This is a genomic window from Acinetobacter sp. 1566109 (assembly GCF_000582255.1).
Lineage (GTDB): Bacteria > Pseudomonadota > Gammaproteobacteria > Pseudomonadales > Moraxellaceae > Acinetobacter > Acinetobacter nosocomialis.
Window position 1 is genome coordinate 25,824 of record NZ_JEYB01000007.1, and the last position, 15,810, is coordinate 41,633.

The window sequence follows — 15,810 nt, forward strand, 5'->3', positions numbered from 1 at the left end:
TCTTAAGCGCTGAGCAATCAATCTGATTACCTCAGCGCTTTTTTGTGTTAAAACATAGTCATAATAATGATGATCCTCGGGTGATTTGTGAGTCTCTTTCAAAATATCATTATCATCGTACTGCTCATCATCGCAGCAGGCTTTTTATCTTTAACTGAAATTGCTCTAGCTGGTGCCAGAAAAGTAAAGTTAAAAATTTTGGCCGAAGCTGGCGAAGAACGTGCTCAACAGGTACTTGATTTACAAGAACAATCTGCAGACTTTTTTGCAGCATCCCAAATTGGCCTAAATGCTGTCGCAATCTTAGGCGGTATCTTGGGTGAAGCTGCATTTCGTCCTTTCTTTGTCAACTTAGTTGACCGCTTTTACCAAGGTCCGTGGACGCAAACCATTGGTTTTGCCCTATCTTTCACCTTGGTAACTTCTTTATTTATTTTATTTGCCGATCTCATGCCAAAACGATTGGCAATGATTGCACCTGAAAAAATCGCAATTAGCGTGATTAATCCTATTCAGATTTTTATTAAAATCTGTAAGCCATTAGCATGGGGTATCAACGCAATCGCAAATTTGTTATTTCGCTTATTTAAAGTAAATACAACACGTGAAGACAATATAACTTTTGATGATATTTCAGCAGTTATGGATGCTGGTGCCCAAGCAGGCGTACTGCAAAAACAAGAACATCATTTTATTGAAAATGTATTTGAGCTTGAAGAACGCACAGTGCCGTCAAGTATGACAACGCGTGAAAATGTTGTGTATTTTACTTTAAATGAACATGAAGACAGCATTCGACAAAAACTAGCGGAATATCCTTATTCTAAATTTTTGGTTTGTAATGAAAATATTGATCAGGTTATTGGTTATGTAGATGCCAAAGATTTTTTAGTTCGTATTTTAAATAATCAATCGCCTACACAGTTAAATGAATCAACTATACGTAATGTTCTCATTATTCCTGACACTTTAACACTTTCTGAATTACTTGATCGCTTCCGCTCAACAAAAGAAAAATTTGCCGTTGTAATTAACGAATACGCGCTTGTGGTCGGTGTTATTACCTTAAGCGATATTATGATTACCGTTATGGGCGATTGGGTTACCCCAATTGAAGAAGAGCAGCAAATTATTAAACGTGATAATAATTCTTGGTTAATTGATGGAAGTACACCAATTGATGACCTAAGACATGCTCTAGAAATTGATGAAATGCCTGATGAAGAAAATTATGAAACATTAGCCGGATTTATGATGTACCGTTTACGCAAAATTCCTCGCCCCGCAGATTTTGTTGAATTCGGTGGTTATAAATTCGAAGTTGTCGATGTGGACCATTTTAAAATTGATCAGTTACTGGTAACACGTGTATTAGAAAAATCTGACCTCCCCTCAACACCAGATGAAAATTGATTTATTTTGGTGCAAAATATCCTGCTAATTAAAGCGGGATATTTTTTTAATAAAATAATTTTTAAACTCATACTTATTTTAAGATATTGTCATTTTAAAAGTTTAATTTATTATCTTAATCATATTTTTAAATATATAAATTAACTCTTTAATTAAAATAAAAATTTTTAATTAAATAGAAATAAAAATTTGCACATAAAGCATTTACAGCTTCCTCTTACTTATGTAACGTAGCTATAGCAAGCAATGTAAATGGGTATACTTCTCATTTCAGCATTCAAAAACAAATATAATTGTTAAAAATATATGATAATTCCGAATATGATAAAGGTTTTATATGCTCTAATAATAACTACTATATATTATAAATAGACTATACCAATAATATATATATTCAGTATTTTCCTAGAATATACCTTTCCAAATGAATATATATTAACCAAATAAACTAAATATATTATTTGTCTTTTTAATAAAAATTCATAAGAATAATCAAAGTCAGAGTTTTGAATAAACTTGTTCAGTAAAACTAAAGGCAAAGGATTGATTGTATGCTGACATTACTTGGTGTTGGCATGATTTTATGCTTCATGTATTTAATCATGTCCAAACGTTTAAGCCCTATTATTGCTTTAATTCTTATCCCATTTATTTTTTCTCTTATCGCCTGGGGCCTTGGTCATTATTTTGAAAGCTTAAGTCATATTGAGCTCAAGGGTCTTAGCGAAATGATGCTAGAAGGCATCAAAAAACTTGCGCCTACTGGCGTAATGCTATTATTCGCGATTTTATATTTCGCCTTAATGATCGATGCAGGTCTTTTCGATCCTCCGGTTAAATGGATTTTGAAAAAAGTTAAAGGTGACCCTCTAAAAATTACATTAGGGACAGTTTTTTTAACTACATTGGTTTCTCTTGATGGTGATGGCTCGACCACATATATGATATGTGTTGCAGCAATGCTTCCTCTCTATCAACGCCTAGGTATGAATACACTTATCATGACAGCACTTATGTTGTTATGTAGTGGTGTCATGAATTTAACACCATGGGGAGGCCCTACTGCTCGTGCAGCGAGTGCGCTTCAAGTCGACCCAAGCCATATTTTTGTACCAATGATCATTCCAATGGTGATTAGTATTGGCTGGTTATTCTTCTTGGCATATTTATATGGTCGTTATGAGCAAAAACGTCTAGGGGTAATTGAGCTTGAAAGTCACCATGGTGACAACATTACCGTTTCAAAAGATCCGGAAGCGACTCGTCCACATTTACGTAAAGTAAATATGGTACTCACCATTATTCTTATGATTGCGTTGATCAAAGGTATTTTACCAATGTCAGTGCTATTCATGCTGGCGTTCTGTATTGCGATGCTTATTAACTATCCAGATGTTGATATGCAGAAGAAACGTATCGCTATGCATGCAGATAGTATCTTGGCTGTTGTCGGTTTAATTTTTGCGGCAGGTATTTTTACAGGTATTTTATCTGGCACAGGCATGGTTGAAGCGATGTCTAAAGAATTTGTCGCAATGATCCCTGCAAGCATGGGACCTTATCTGGCTCCAATTACAGCATTGGTAAGCATGCCTTTGACGTTCTTTATGTCAAACGATGCATTCTTCTATGGTGTATTGCCTATTCTTGCCGAAGCTGCTTCACATTATGGTATTAGTCCAGAAGCGATTGCTCGTGCTTCAATTGTAGGTCAACCTGTACACTTATTATCACCTCTTGTTCCATCAACTTACTTGTTATGTGGTCTTGCTAAAGTCGATTTTGCAGATCATCAAAAGTTCACTTTTAAATGGGCATTTATTACTTGTATGGTGTTAATGGGTACAGCTTTAGTGATTGGTGTTTTCCCACTTTTTAGTGCAATCTAAGCATATTCTGCTATAAAAAAATAAAAGCCCCAATTGGGGCTTTTTTTTATTTATTCACATACTCAATCATGGCATCTAAGAACGCATGAAAGTGCAAAGTAATATCTTCTTCTAAAATTTTATAGGCATTATCAAATTGCACCATTGGCCAACCTTCTTTCCAAAATGGGAAGATATCATGTAAGTCATGGGTAACTATGCCATCTTCACGAACAATTGCTTGTGAAATTTGTGCCAAAACTTGCGCTGTTTCTGCCCCATCAATAGCTAAATAATCAATACCACGCGCTTTTAAAATACGAATTCGATCTTTTTTATAGCGAATTTTTTTAGCTTGAGCTGCATTTAAACCTAGTGCAAGAGTAACTGCCTCTACAAATTTCTCTTCAAAATTTGTATTTAGTGCTACCAAAGCCTGTTTATGCGCTTCCTGACGTCCTGCTTTCCCCCCGCTACGGATGATCTCATGTGCTTCCGTATCTAGCTTATCTTTTTTCATCGACTGTAAAATGTCTAAAATTTCGATATCGCTTAAAGATTCAGGAGATTGCTCAAACATAGGAGTCCTTATACATACAACTAAAGACATATTCTCTCATAAAAGCAATATTAAAGCAGAACAAAATTTTAAATGGTCGATTATCTTGACTATTTTTATAGTCCTAATCTAAGAGACTACATTCATAAAACCTGATAATTCTTTGGTTATGAATTTTACTATTTGCCAAATTAATTTTACCCTGATAATATTATTTTACCCTGATAAAAATATACGGCTAAAATGAATACTAAAATCACCTATACTGCTTTCACTGGAAGCACGTTTATTGCGAGTGACTCCCTTGTTGAACTTGCAAAAAAACTCAAAGAACTTCCGAAAACAACGGAAAATATTCTGATTTTTAATGATCAAACAGGTCAACAAATTGATCTTGACCTTTCTGGTTCGGAACAAGAATTTCAACAACGTTATGCTGAGCCGGAAGAAATTAAAAAAGTTGGACGACCTAAACTTGGCGTAATTTCGCGTGAAATCACTTTACAGAAAAAACATTGGGATTGGTTAGATCAACAAAGTGCAAGTGCATCAGCAGTGATTCGCAAGTTAATTGATAAAGAGTTAAATAACCCAAATTCTGAAGGCAATATTATGCTCGCCAAACAAGCCATCGATCGTTTTATGTCTGCTATGTTAGGTAATATGCCAAATTATGAGGAAGCAACACGTGCCTTATATCAAGGTGATCGAAATACATTTTTAAAGATGATTCAGAACTATCCTAAAGATTTAAGAGAATATTTAACTTTAAAAACTCAAAATATTTTCTAAACTCAATAAAAAACCCGCTTACGCGGGTTTTTTAGAACTCATTTTCAATCTATTAAAGACGAACCAATTCCACGATTTTTTCTGCTGCTTCTTCTACAGTTTCAGCAGTTATCTCTGTATCTATACCTTCCACAGAAGTTGTGATAATTACAACGCCCGTCTCGCGTAATAGAACCAATTGCTCAGCTGTTAAGCTTGCTTTTGCAATAGCAACTACACCTTGCTGAATCAGCAAACTTTCTAAGACTTGAGCTTTTTCAATTAATTGTGCAGAAACACCAATAGCGGCAGGTTTTTGACCCAAACGAGCAGCACGGTCTTCGGCAGTAACAGCATTGCTATGAGCAGTCCATTCTACAGCCGCCTCTACCATGCCCGCGCCAACAGTCACGTTACTTAAACGGTCAATAAATATAAATGAACCTGTGTAACGCGAATCTTGATAACGGTCAAACACGACTGGAGCATCAAACTCAACCACAACATCTGCAATCGCATTTAACTCAAGCTCTTCGACCTGAGTATGCTCAAGTGTATTCACATTTACACGGTAGTGTATGTTCGTCACTTTTGCTGGAACGGTTTGTGTACCAATCTTAATATTGTACAACTTACCTTTTACAAGTGGATGCTCATTCATCCATACTACAGAAGCACGAACGCTACGTGAAATTAATGGTTGCTCACCTGCACGTACCAGCACGTTTCCGCGGCTAATATCAATTTCGTCGTTTAACGTTAATGTAACTGCCTGACCTGCAACTGCCTGCTCAAGGTTACCGTCAAAAGTAACAATTTCTTTAACTGTAGAACGTTTACCAGAAGGTAACGCTACAATTTCATCACCAACTTTAATTTCACCTAATGCAACTGTACCCGCAAAGCCACGGAAATCGAGGTTAGGACGGTTCACATATTGAACTGGGAAACGGAATTCATGTTTATTTGACTCACGGCTAATTTCCACAGACTCAAGAATACTCATCAAAGTCTGGCCTTTATACCAAGGAGTATGAGCCGATGGATTTACAACGTTATCGCCATTCAAAGCAGAAATTGGAACAAATAAAATATTGGCTGGGCGACGGTTACCTAACTGGCTCACGAATGCATCATATTCAATCTGAATTTCATTAAAGCGCTCAGGTGAATATTCAACCAAGTCCATTTTGTTAATGGCAACTACAATATTCTTAATACCAAGCAAACTTGCAATAAATGTATGGCGACGAGTTTGTGTTTGTACACCATAACGTGCATCAATCAAAATGATTGCAAGATCAGCAGTCGATGCACCAGTTGCCATGTTACGGGTATATTGTTCATGTCCCGGTGTATCAGCAATAATAAATTTACGCTTTTCAGTCGAGAAATAGCGATAAGCTACATCAATGGTAATACCCTGCTCACGCTCGGCCTGCAAACCATCTACAAGTAATGCCAAGTCCGGTGCATCACCTGTTGTACCCACTTTCTTACTGTCACGTGTTACAGCTTGCAATTGATCTTCATAAATCAATTTTGAATCGTAAAGTAAACGGCCAATTAAGGTACTTTTACCATCATCTACATTACCGCAAGTCAAAAAGCGTAAAAGGTCTTTTTGTTCATGTTGTTTTAAATAAGCCAGAATGTCTTGGCTGATTAAGTCTGATTGATGAGACATTGCTCAAACTCCACAAATTTAGAAACTGTCTTAGAAATAGCCTTCTTGCTTTTTCTTTTCCATTGAGCCTGCTTCATCATGGTCAATCATACGACCTTGACGCTCAGAACTTGTTGCCAATAACATTTCCTGAATAATTTCTGGCAATGTATCAGCTTCAGACTCGACTGCACCTGTTAATGGATAACAGCCTAGCGTACGGAAACGTACAGACTTCATTTGCGGAACTTCACCCTCTTTTAAACGCATGCGTTCATCATCCACCATAATGAGCGTACCACTACGCTCAACCACAGGACGAACAGCAGAGAAATAAAGAGGAACAATTTGAATATTTTCTAAATAGATATATTGCCAAATATCTAACTCAGTCCAGTTTGATAATGGGAATACACGAATACTTTCGCCTTTGTTCACTTTACCATTGTAAAGATTCCAAAGTTCAGGACGTTGGTTTTTAGGATCCCAACGGTGCTTACTATCACGGAATGAATACACACGCTCTTTCGCACGTGATTTTTCTTCATCACGGCGCGCACCACCAAAAGCAGCATCAAATTGATATTTGTCCAGAGCCTGTTTTAAAGCTTGGGTTTTCATAATATCTGTATATTTTGAGCTACCATGATCAAATGGATTGATACCTGCTTCACGGCCTTCTTTGTTCTGATGAACAATTAAATCAAAGCCATGCGTTTTTGCCATGTTATCGCGAAACGCGATCATGTCTTTAAACTTCCATCCAGTGTCTACATGTAATAAAGGAAAAGGAAGCTTCGCAGGATAAAATGCTTTTAATGCAAGATGGAGCATTACAGCCGAGTCTTTACCAATTGAGTAAAGCATGACTGGGTTTTCAAATTCTGCCGCAACTTCACGAATAATATGAATACTTTCAGCTTCAAGTTGCTTGAGATGTGTAAGTCTTGATTCAGTCATGAACACGTCCTTCTCTATCCATTTTGCCCATAAAATCTAGAAGTGGTATTAAACCACCACTTAGAAGACCATGTGGAGGAACGAGTGCCATAACAACTCCAATTTTTTGTGATAAATAATCCAACCACAAGCCTTTATGAGGCTTATAGCATTAGTTATGCATTATAGTGATTTAAAACTGTTTTCTTTTGCTTGTTTTTTCATATTGATATTCAAATTCATCATATAAATGTAAGATACTGATTCGCATAGATAACATGTCCATCCTAGCTCGCATCGTTAACCGAAGCAAATCACGATCTCATCTTTAGATTTCTTTAAATACAATAAAAAAAGAGAAGCCATTTTAGCTTCTCTCTTTCTATAGCATTATTTAATTCTTAGAAACCAAACATTTTACGTTCTAACGGAATTTCAATACCAATAGATGCACCTGAATCATTACCCTCTAAATCAGAGTCACTAATCCAACCATTAATTTTTAATGGAAGATCTGGTTTGATGTAATGCGTCCAAGTTAAATCAAGCGCTTTAATTTTATCTTCTTTAGGGAAAGCTTTATTGATTGCCAAGTTAGATTCATTCACTTTAACAACCATTGCACGACCACTTAAGCGATTCATCGTGTCAAATCGAATATCGCCACCAACAGAATACATTTGACCATCACCACCAATTGCATGCCCTAGAGGGAAACCATGCTGGTAATAACCATCTGTATAAATATAATGGTTATAAGAAATTCCTTTTACATCGCCATTAGTACGTGTATCTGCCCATTCAGCATAAAGTTGATAAGGCATATTTTTATAGCTAGAAGAATAATCAGCACCAGCTAAATACATTTTCTTCGATGGTAAGTGCCCCGCTTCATCTTCACCTACATATTGACCATAAATACCAACAGGGGCATTTAAAAGTGATTGAAGATTTAAACGAGCATCAAATCCAGCAATTTGATTAGATCTGTCTTCAGCTGCATCATAAACATTATCATTACCTTTAATTGCATTCCATAATGAGTTCCAACTTTCAGAACGCCCTTCACCACCCCATTGTAAAGTTCGTGAAGCACCTAGTTCCAAGTAAGGTAATGGACTTGCAGTAACACGCAAACCTAATAACTTAGCATGTGGAATAGCTTTATAATCATCTAACTGACCTGCAAATAGTTGGTATTGCCAAGGCCCAATCCAAGATAACCATTTGGTATCAAATGCATTTTGTATAGCTCTTTGAGCTGTCACCCCATAAACAGGACGACTTGCATCACCACGGATTAAACTACCATCATGCCCAGGTCCCCACCATGTTGGAATTTGACCGGCAACAACCCATTGGTTCCAGATTTTACCAGCGACATACGAACCTTCCACATTGGCATCATGACCATTATCAATTTGCGGATCTTTTTCTGCGTTTACACGGATTTTTGCATCCCAGTTTTCACCACCAGCATTAAACTCTACAGAGCCTTGATACTGTGATTTATGATTATTCCCAAATGCTTGAGGAATATCTTTGATATCTGTTCCAGCAAAAGCGCCCACTTTAACCGTATCATTATCTGCTTTTAATGCATTGAGAACTGAGTTAATAACTTTTTGTTGAGCTGGATGCGTTACTTTAGCCTGTGAGAGTGCACGTTGAATTTCATCTCCACTTAAAGGCCAAGTAGAAGTGCTGATGTTAATAACACCTTGTTGATTCAACCAATTTAAATCTGTACGTAAATCATCATTATTAAGCACCAAACCTTGGGCAAAAACAGCTGATGAGGCAGTAGCTAATAATGCAATTGAAAGTGTTTTTCTTAAAAACATGTCAGCACAATTCTCAAAGTTATTTATGAGCAACACATTAATTTTTTTATCGCAAATTTGCAATTGTTAAACTGTGCAATTACATTTTTTAACGAGGTCTTAAGTTTTCTATAATTTAAGTATTTTTTATATATAAATAGTTAATAAAAAAGGCAGTTTACACTGCCTTTTTTATTAAAGATTAAATTAACCATCTTTACGACGCATATGCGGGAATAAAATTACATCACGAATACTTGGCGCATCTGCAAAAAGCATAACCAAACGGTCAATACCAATACCTTCACCCGCTGTTGGAGGTAAACCATATTCAAGCGCTTCAACAAACTCTGCATCGTAATGCATTGCTTCATCATCACCTGCATCTTTTTCCGCAACCTGAGCTTGGAAACGTTCAGCCTGATCAATCGGATCATTTAACTCGCTAAAGCCATTTGCCAATTCACGTCCGCCGATGAAAAATTCAAAACGATCGGTAATGTGTGGATTGTCATCATTACGGCGAGCGAGTGGAGAAGTTTCCGCTGGATATTCAGTAATAAAAGTAGGTTGACGAAGTTTAGTCTCAACTGTTTCTTCAAATACAATCGTTTGAAGTTTGCCTAAACCAAAACCAGGTTTAACTTCTTCTTTCAGCTCTTCACGCACAAATTTTGCAAGGAACTCACGATCACCTACATTTTCAGGTGTGAACTGAGGGTTATTCTCTAAAATCGCATCGAACATAGAGATTTTCTTGAATGGCCCTTTAAAGCTAAACACTTCACCTTGGTAAGGCACATCAGTCGTACCTAAAATATCAAGAGCTAGCTTTTCAAGCATGTTTTCAGTTAAAGCCATCAAGTCTTTATAATCAGCATATGCCTGATAAAACTCGATCATTGTAAATTCAGGGTTGTGACGCGTTGACACCCCTTCATTACGGAAGTTACGGTTAATTTCAAACACGCGCTCAAAACCACCAACAACCAAACGCTTTAAGTAAAGCTCAGGTGCAATACGTAAGAATAATGGCATATCTAGAGCATTGTGATGCGTTTCAAACGGACGTGCAGACGCACCACCTGGAATCACATGCATCATTGGCGTTTCAACTTCCATGAAACGTTCATTTGTTAAAAATGCGCGAATACCTGCAACGACTTTGGCACGAATTTCAAAAGTCTTACGAGTTTCTTCATTCACGATTAAGTCGAGGTAACGTTTACGGTATTTAACTTCTGTATCGTTCAAACCATGAAATTTATCTGGTAACGGACGAAGTGATTTTGTAAGAAGTTCAAAACCTTCAAGGTGTACATACAAGTCACCTTTGCCTGAACGACCAATATAACCTTCAGCAGCAATAATGTCGCCTAGGTCTAAACCTTTAATAGTTTCAAGCGTATCTTTTGGTAAACCTTTACGGTCAACATATAACTGAATGCGACCAGTCATATCTTGAATCACCATAAAAGAACCACGGTTTAACATGACACGGCCAGCGACTTTTACATATACATGTTCAGCGCTTTCAATTTGTTCTTTCGACTGATCTTTAAATTGTTCTTGTAAATCAGCAGCGTAATGTTCACGTTTGAATGTATTTGGCCAAGGACTCTTTCCAGTACCCTTTGCAACATCTTGGATTTGCTTTAATTTGGCATGACGCTGTGCAATTAAATCGTTTTCGGAAATAGTTGGTTCAGAAGTCGATTGAGCGTTTTGTTGCGTCATCTCTGCCTCGATTAAGTAAAAATGAAGTGGCATAGCTTAACAGATTGCTGAGGTTTTTCGAATGATTTCAATCAAACAAAAATGAAAAAAGTCAAAGCCATCAAATTAAAGGCGGTTTGAATGATGAAAATTAGTTAGACCAATCGCTAAGATCATTTTTTTTAGCTTTAAGTAAAATATAAAAAAATCCAAATAACCTCGATTTTTAAAAGGCCTATTTTGCCTTTTATTTTATCTATGAGATTGTGTAGCAAATAATGAAAATTCTATTTTTACATGGCTTGGATTCTTCTCGTGAATCAACAAAATTCCATGCCATTTTACATCCTGAAAAATTTTGTATTGATGTTGACTATCGTAACTTGAGTTATGCCTCAGTGAAGGACTTTTATCATCAGGCAATTGAAACGATTAAACCAGATTTATTAGTCGGTCATAGCCTTGGTGGCTATTGGGCTTTAAAAACAGCTGCTCAACATAAATTAGCTGTTGTTGTTGCCAACCCAAGTCTTAACCCTAGTTTTCGTAACGATTATCCTCATCTTTGTGATGAAGATCTTGATCACTCCAATCCTAAAATGGCTTATTTAGAGTTAGGAGACGAACAACTTGATATGTATCAAGTACAGGAAAAGCTTTCACCTTATATGACAGTAGAAACATATGACGGAGGCCATCATCGTCTTGCTTATCCTTCTCGTCTCAATGATCTTATTTCTAAAATTCATAAAAAATACTTTGCCTAAACAATTAACTGAATAAGATAAATTAACTTCCTTCAGCACTATGTTTTACAACTTCAAAACCTTGAACAAAGCCACTTTTTAACATACCGATATATTCAGGTAAGGTGGCCAATTCAACTTTTAAAGTCGTAGTATTCCCATTTTGGCTTAAAAAATATTTTTCTAACGAACCACTCCAGCTTTTCACCTCTTCACTTTCTAAGTCTTCTTTTCCTTCTTTAATCATTCCTAAATGTTTAAAAATTAATACTTCAGGCTTTTTCATTTCTTCAATGGTTGAAACCATTCCATTTCCTTCTCCGTCTAGAAAATATGTATTACCGCCAACTTTCCAGTCCGTCTTCATTGAAGAATCCGGTGCAAAGAATTTTGTCCATGCATTATATGTTTCACTATTCCAGAGTATGTCCCATACTTTTTCTATAGGCGCATTAATTTCTACTTCATATACTAGAATTTCCATATTCAATTTCCTTATCTCTGTTACTCAAGTGTTCAATAAACTTTCTCGTTTTATATAAACATCAATTTATCTGTCTATTTATTAATCAGCTTATGTTTTTAAGAGCTTTATTTATATAAATGCTTTGTTCTTTTTGTAACCCTTCATATCACTTAAAACCTTATTACATTAATAAGTGAATAAAAACATATGATTTATTATGCGTTTAAGTGGAAGTTTTGCCTAAATAACCAGTTATTTGTCTTGATATGCCATTCATCTTTGCTTACGAATGATTAAACTCCCTTATGTGCTTTACTTTAAATGTAGAACTGCGTAAAAATTTGATACCCGATCAAAGCTACATTAGTTATTATTGAACGGATCGTAGTTACATTATTAATAGATGGAATAGTTTTACTGAAAGGCAGCTTTGAGCAAACTTATCAGTGCGGAGAGTCTCATGAAAAAATATCAATGTATCGTTTGTGGATGGATTTACGATGAAGCAGAAGGTTGGCCACAAGACGGCATTGCAGCTGGAACAAAATGGGAAGATATCCCTGATGATTGGACTTGCCCTGATTGTGGCGTTTCAAAAGCTGACTTTGAAATGATCGAGATCTAATGTCTTAAATTAAAAGGCCATGATTTACATGGTCTTTTTTATATATCACCAATCACCGTATTAAATGAACAATTCTAATTCTGGAGAAAAAAATGCATCCAATCGTCATTATCGGATCAGGCATGGCGGGTTATACCTTAGCACGTGAGTTCCGTAAGCTTAACCCAGAGCAAGAACTTGTGATGATTTGTGCGGATGATGCAGTGAACTATGCAAAACCAACGTTATCTAACGCTTTTGCAGGTAAAAAGGCTCCGGAACAGATTCCTTTAGGTGATGCCGCAAAAATGAGTGCGCAGCTCAATATGCGTATTGAACCTTTTACATGGGTAAAAGAAATTTTAGCTGAGCGTCATGAGCTTGTTTTGGAAAAAGATGGGGTAACTTCAAATCAACCGTATTCAAAACTGATTTTAGCCGTTGGTGCTAACCCGATTCGTCTTGCAATTGCAGGTGATGGCAGTGATGACATTCATGTGGTGAACTCTCTTATTGATTATCGTTCTTTCCGTGAAAATCTAGCTCAGCGCAAAGATAAACGTGTTGTGATTTTGGGTGCTGGTTTGATTGGTTGTGAATTTGCCAATGACTTACTTCATAGCGAATATGATGTAACGGTAATTGATTTAGCGCCTCAACCATTAGGCCGTTTATTACCTTCACACATTGCTTCAGCTTTCCAAGAAAATCTTGAAGAAGCTGGGGTTAAATTTGCTTTAGGCACAACTGTTGAAAAAGTAAGTAAAATCAATAACGGTGAAGATTACGCGGTTACATTGGCAAATGGTCAGACTTTGGTCGCTGATATTGTGCTTTCAGCCATTGGCTTACAACCGAATATTTCTCTTGCTCAAAGCGCAAATATTCAAACTAGCCGTGGTGTAATTACCAATAGCTTGCTTGAAACCAATCAAGCCGATATTTATGCAATTGGTGACTGTGCAGAAGTGAACGGTACCCTGCTTCCTTATGTAATGCCAATTATGCAACAAGCGCGTGCTCTAGCAAAAACATTAAGCGGTCAACAGACAAATGTACATTACCCCGCTATGCCAGTTGCGGTAAAAACTCCGGCTGCACCGCTTACAGTTTTACCGGCTCCGGTTGATGTCGATGTAAATTGGGAAACTGAAGAATTCGACGATGGTATGCTTGCCAAAGCAATTGACAATGAAGGAACATTGCGTGGTTTCGTATTGTTAGGTGCAACAGCAGGCAAGCAACGTTTAACGTTAACTAAGCTTGTTCCAGATCTTATTCCTGCCCAAGCATAAGGTTTAAATTGGGAATGCTCGCTCGAGAGTATTCCCTTCAAGGAATGCATAACATGAATAGCGCCTTACAATTTAGTATTTCACCCTACACTCCTTTTATGCAAGAAACCAAAGTCAACTTAGGCAATGGTATTGAATTGCATGTAGAAGTAGGAGGAAAAGCAGAACATCCGACCATTTTGCTGATTATGGGTCTAGGTGCCCAAATGCTATTTTGGCCGGACTTTTTCTGTAAATCGCTCATTGATCAAGGTTTTCGTGTTATTCGTTTTGATAACCGTGATATTGGCCTTTCTTCGAAAGTACGTCATCAGGGTAAACGTTTAAATACCATGAAATTGATGGGGCGCTTTGCTTTAGGGTTAAGTAATCAAGGTGCACCTTATACGCTCTATGATATGGCAGATGATGTATCGATGCTTCTCGACCGTTTAGGCATAAGTAAAGCGCATGTGATCGGTGCCTCAATGGGCGGCATGATTGCTCAGATACTTGCTGCAAAATATCCGGAAAAAGTAGAAAAATTAGGTTTAATGTTTACAAGTAACAACCAACCGTTTTTACCTCCACCGTTTCCTAAACAACTTTTAAGCTTAATTGGCAAGCCAGAATCACGTGATGAAGAAGGGATTGTTAACCACAGCTTAAAATTATTCCAATTGATTGGTTCTCCTGGTTATATTAACCATATTGAAGCTGTACAAACTGCACGAAAACTTTATCAACGTAGCTATTATCCTGCTGGTGTACTTCAACAGTTTTTAGCAATATTATGTACAGGTTCCTTACTGCAACTGGACCGTGAAATTAAGCAACCCACTATAGTCCTACATGGCTCGCGTGACCGCTTACTTCCACCAAGCCACGGTAAGGCTGTAGCAAAAGCAATTTCCGGTGCTAAGTTTGAATTAATTGATGGAATGGGGCATGATATCCCTGCCCATTTTATTCCACAGCTTAGCGGTTTATTTGCGCATCATTTTAAATCATCATACTAGGACACTATGGCTGCATTACCCTCACTAAGACAGCTATCATATTTAGTTACGTTGTCGGAAACTTTGCATTTTACTGAAGCAGCACGACGCTCTTTTGTTACCCAATCGACTTTATCGGGCGGTATCATGGAGCTGGAAAGGCTATTAGGTGGCGTTCTGGTTGAGCGTGACCGTCAAAATGTGCGTTTAACGCCATTAGGTGAACAAGTCGTTGCTCGAGCCCGTGTATTGCTAGCAGATGCTCAGGATTTAATGCGTTTAAGCCGTGAAATGAGTGAACCATTAACTGGTGATCTTCATTTAGGTGTTATTCCAACCATTGCACCTTTTATCCTGACACGGTTACTTGATGAAGTGCATCAACAATTACCGAAGATTCAGTTGCATTTACATGAAGCTCAAAGTGAGAAAATTGTAGAACGCTTAGAACACGGTAATTTGGACATGATCGTCCTTGCCCTACCTTTTGACACAAGAAGTCTAAAAGTAGCTGAAATTTCAAAAGAAAATTTATATCTTGTTTGTAGTAAGCAAGATACAAATGCACTTCAAGCAAACTCTCTCGATGACCTTGATTTGTCACGCCTTATTTTGCTTGAAGAAGGCCACTGTTTACGTGACCATGTGTTAAGTGCTTGTCCAATTGGTGAACGTAAAAACGATAACCGTTTAAAAGCAAGTTCATTACCAACATTAGTCGAAATGGTTTCTTCTAATTTAGGTTTTACGCTTTTACCAGAAATCGCAATTGAAAATAGTATGATCAAGTTTAATGATCAGATTACTGCAAAACCAATTGAAGATGCACCAAGTCGTACTCTAGCACTCGTTACGCGTAAAAGTACGCCATTGCAAAGCGAGTTTGACGTACTACTGCAAATCATGCAGAAGATCACAACAAATTTACATGAATAAAAAAAAAGGAGTCTTCAGACTCCTTTTTCTT

General features: G+C 37.1%; 15 protein-coding genes. 8 read left to right on the forward strand and 7 right to left on the reverse strand.

Annotated features, from left to right (window positions below):
- Positions 1 to 87 precede the first annotated feature (87 nt).
- Together J582_RS09050 and J582_RS09055 are read left to right on the forward strand one after the other, a co-directional pair.
- Positions 88 to 1,413, forward strand: coding sequence for a hemolysin family protein (locus J582_RS09050; protein ID WP_002054376.1), 1,326 nt, complete (start codon positions 88 to 90; stop codon positions 1,411 to 1,413).
- A 551-nt stretch (positions 1,414 to 1,964) separates the two neighbouring features.
- The gene (locus J582_RS09055) at positions 1,965 to 3,302 is read left to right on the forward strand and encodes a CitMHS family transporter (protein ID WP_002054475.1); all 1,338 of its coding nucleotides are present in this window, start codon (positions 1,965 to 1,967) and stop codon (positions 3,300 to 3,302) included.
- Between the two features lie 46 nt (positions 3,303 to 3,348).
- On the opposite strand, the gene J582_RS09060 is transcribed toward J582_RS09055, so the two are convergent.
- Positions 3,349 to 3,861: a hypothetical protein gene (locus J582_RS09060; RefSeq protein WP_002054476.1), complete on the reverse strand. Its 513-nt coding sequence runs from the start codon at positions 3,859 to 3,861 to the stop codon at positions 3,349 to 3,351.
- A gap of 222 nt (positions 3,862 to 4,083) precedes the next feature.
- On the opposite strand from J582_RS09060, the gene J582_RS09065 reads away from it, so the two are divergent.
- Entirely contained in the window at positions 4,084 to 4,632 is a 549-nt protein-coding gene (locus tag J582_RS09065) for a DUF2239 family protein (RefSeq protein WP_031997175.1), read from the forward strand.
- A gap of 52 nt (positions 4,633 to 4,684) precedes the next feature.
- On the opposite strand, the gene cysN is transcribed toward J582_RS09065, so the two are convergent.
- The 5 genes from cysN to lysS all read right to left on the reverse strand — a co-directional run bounded on the left by cysN (position 4,685) and on the right by lysS (position 10,776).
- Positions 4,685 to 6,298: a sulfate adenylyltransferase subunit CysN gene (cysN, locus tag J582_RS09070; protein ID WP_031997177.1), complete on the reverse strand. Its 1,614-nt coding sequence runs from the start codon at positions 6,296 to 6,298 to the stop codon at positions 4,685 to 4,687.
- Between the two features lie 30 nt (positions 6,299 to 6,328).
- Entirely contained in the window at positions 6,329 to 7,237 is a 909-nt protein-coding gene (gene cysD, locus J582_RS09075; protein ID WP_000140408.1) for a sulfate adenylyltransferase subunit CysD, read from the reverse strand.
- Complete coding sequence (locus J582_RS25835) at positions 7,230 to 7,361, reverse strand: hypothetical protein (RefSeq protein ID WP_002054314.1); 132 nt, start codon at positions 7,359 to 7,361, stop codon at positions 7,230 to 7,232. Before J582_RS25835 ends, cysD begins: the two co-directional genes overlap by 8 nt.
- A gap of 256 nt (positions 7,362 to 7,617) precedes the next feature.
- A complete protein-coding gene (locus tag J582_RS09080) occupies positions 7,618 to 9,060 on the reverse strand; it encodes a capsule assembly Wzi family protein (RefSeq protein WP_031997179.1) in 1,443 nt (480 codons plus the stop codon).
- A 186-nt stretch (positions 9,061 to 9,246) separates the two neighbouring features.
- On the reverse strand, positions 9,247 to 10,776 hold the full coding sequence (gene lysS / locus J582_RS09085) for a lysine--tRNA ligase (RefSeq protein WP_031997181.1): 1,530 nt from the start codon (positions 10,774 to 10,776) through the stop codon (positions 9,247 to 9,249).
- A 257-nt stretch (positions 10,777 to 11,033) separates the two neighbouring features.
- Here lysS and J582_RS09090 point away from each other — a divergent pair, with 257 nt between their 5' ends.
- Positions 11,034 to 11,522, forward strand: coding sequence for a YqiA/YcfP family alpha/beta fold hydrolase (locus J582_RS09090; RefSeq protein WP_004710061.1), 489 nt, complete (start codon positions 11,034 to 11,036; stop codon positions 11,520 to 11,522).
- Between the two features lie 22 nt (positions 11,523 to 11,544).
- On the opposite strand, the gene J582_RS09095 is transcribed toward J582_RS09090, so the two are convergent.
- Complete coding sequence (locus tag J582_RS09095; RefSeq protein ID WP_031997183.1) at positions 11,545 to 11,985, reverse strand: SRPBCC family protein; 441 nt, start codon at positions 11,983 to 11,985, stop codon at positions 11,545 to 11,547.
- Positions 11,986 to 12,427: 442 nt separating this feature from the next.
- On the opposite strand from J582_RS09095, the gene rubA reads away from it, so the two are divergent.
- From rubA to oxyR, 4 genes are all read left to right on the forward strand, one after another.
- On the forward strand, positions 12,428 to 12,592 hold the full coding sequence (gene rubA, locus J582_RS09100; RefSeq protein WP_000760495.1) for a rubredoxin RubA: 165 nt from the start codon (positions 12,428 to 12,430) through the stop codon (positions 12,590 to 12,592).
- 92 nt (positions 12,593 to 12,684) lie between these two features.
- On the forward strand, positions 12,685 to 13,866 hold the full coding sequence (rubB, locus tag J582_RS09105; RefSeq protein ID WP_004888226.1) for a rubredoxin reductase RubB: 1,182 nt from the start codon (positions 12,685 to 12,687) through the stop codon (positions 13,864 to 13,866).
- 53 nt (positions 13,867 to 13,919) lie between these two features.
- A complete protein-coding gene (gene estB / locus J582_RS09110) occupies positions 13,920 to 14,864 on the forward strand; it encodes an esterase EstB (RefSeq protein ID WP_002054414.1) in 945 nt (314 codons plus the stop codon).
- A gap of 6 nt (positions 14,865 to 14,870) precedes the next feature.
- Positions 14,871 to 15,779 carry a LysR family transcriptional regulator OxyR gene (oxyR, locus tag J582_RS09115; RefSeq protein ID WP_002054474.1) on the forward strand — a complete coding sequence of 303 codons (909 nt, stop codon included), beginning with the start codon at positions 14,871 to 14,873 and terminating at the stop codon, positions 15,777 to 15,779.
- The last annotated feature ends 31 nt before the right edge of the window (positions 15,780 to 15,810 follow it).

Bases quoted from the DNA above. Each gene is read 5' to 3' on its own strand.
- J582_RS09055 (WP_002054475.1), top strand. From the start codon at position 1,965: ATGCTGACATTACTTGGTGTTGGCATGATTTTATGCTTCATGTATTTA.
- J582_RS09060 (WP_002054476.1), bottom strand. From the start codon at position 3,861: ATGTTTGAGCAATCTCCTGAATCTTTAAGCGATATCGAAATTTTAGAC.
- J582_RS09065 (WP_031997175.1), top strand. From the start codon at position 4,084: ATGAATACTAAAATCACCTATACTGCTTTCACTGGAAGCACGTTTATT.
- cysN (WP_031997177.1), bottom strand. From the start codon at position 6,298: ATGTCTCATCAATCAGACTTAATCAGCCAAGACATTCTGGCTTATTTA.
- cysD (WP_000140408.1), bottom strand. From the start codon at position 7,237: ATGACTGAATCAAGACTTACACATCTCAAGCAACTTGAAGCTGAAAGT.
- J582_RS09080 (WP_031997179.1), bottom strand. From the start codon at position 9,060: ATGTTTTTAAGAAAAACACTTTCAATTGCATTATTAGCTACTGCCTCA.
- lysS (WP_031997181.1), bottom strand. From the start codon at position 10,776: ATGACGCAACAAAACGCTCAATCGACTTCTGAACCAACTATTTCCGAA.
- J582_RS09090 (WP_004710061.1), top strand. From the start codon at position 11,034: ATGAAAATTCTATTTTTACATGGCTTGGATTCTTCTCGTGAATCAACA.
- J582_RS09095 (WP_031997183.1), bottom strand. From the start codon at position 11,985: ATGGAAATTCTAGTATATGAAGTAGAAATTAATGCGCCTATAGAAAAA.
- rubA (WP_000760495.1), top strand. From the start codon at position 12,428: ATGAAAAAATATCAATGTATCGTTTGTGGATGGATTTACGATGAAGCA.
- rubB (WP_004888226.1), top strand. From the start codon at position 12,685: ATGCATCCAATCGTCATTATCGGATCAGGCATGGCGGGTTATACCTTA.
- estB (WP_002054414.1), top strand. From the start codon at position 13,920: ATGAATAGCGCCTTACAATTTAGTATTTCACCCTACACTCCTTTTATG.
- oxyR (WP_002054474.1), top strand. From the start codon at position 14,871: ATGGCTGCATTACCCTCACTAAGACAGCTATCATATTTAGTTACGTTG.